At 72.8% G+C, this 584-nt stretch carries 1 pseudogene; it reads right to left on the bottom strand.

The features are described from left to right. Positions 1-553 (bottom strand): annotated as a pseudogene (locus tag KUM32_RS40445) (hypothetical protein); the annotation flags it as partial. Positions 554-584 lie beyond the last annotated feature (31 nt).

A 584-nucleotide genomic window follows, 5' to 3' on the forward strand; every position in this document is an offset into this window, starting at 1 on the left:
GCGTCCCCTCGTACGAGCCGAGGTCCTGCCAGCCGCGCGCGAAGTTCTTCCGCAGTTGGGCCTGGCCGGCCTCGCCGATCGGCTTGATCCACTTCTTGGCGGCGAACTCGCGGAGCACGCCGACCTGTTGCAGCATCGCGATGTCGGGCGGCTGGCCGCCCGCGACCTTCGAGCCGACGTAGGCGGACATGTCGTCGCCGCTGGGTACGAAGGAGACCTCGGCGCCGGTGCGCCGCTCGAACTCCGCCAGCACCTTGCTGAAGTTCTCCTGCTCGGTGCCCGTCCACACGGCGGTGACCTGGAGCTTCTGCCCGTCGAGGCGGGGGAGTCGCACCGTTTGGGGGATCGGGGCGGTGCTCGCGCTGTCCTCGTCCTCGGCGCCGCAGCCGGCGACCCCGAGCAGGGTCGTGATCACCGCGAGCGTGGTGGTCAGCACCAGCGCGCCGCGCCCCGCCCGTCGCCGACCGGCGCCGCGCGCCGTGGCGTGCGCCGCGCGTTCGTCGTCGACTGCCGTGCGCCCCTCGTGTCGTGGTGCATGGCGTGTGAGCCGCATTTCGCCGTCCCTCCCGTGCCCCCGGTGTGCT

The organism is Streptomyces sp. AC627_RSS907, assembly GCF_019049165.1.